Source organism: Neisseria sp. P0001.S005 (assembly GCF_051963715.1).
In genome coordinates, this window is the sequence record NZ_JBQCTZ010001148.1 from 1 (window position 1) to 218 (window position 218).

Annotated in this window: 1 pseudogene; it reads left to right on the top strand. The window is 57.8% G+C overall.

Annotated features, from left to right (window positions below):
- Positions 1-218: pseudogene (locus ACTHSP_RS24360) on the top strand (cell division protein); the annotation flags it as partial.

Here is a 218-nt window from a genome sequence, read left to right on the forward strand (position 1 = left end):
ACTTCTTCCAAAACCTTCCGCGTGGTCTTGCCTGCCGACGGCGACACTTCCGCCCAGCTTGATGCCTTAGGCAGCCGAGGCTTTAGCGGCAGTATTCACAACGGCGAAATCAGCATTGACGTAACACGCAGCCGCTCTTCAGCCCAAGTTTTGATTTCACGCTTGTCCAGCGCAGGTTTCGGCGGCGCGCGCATTGTCGAGCAGGAAGACAGAAGCGC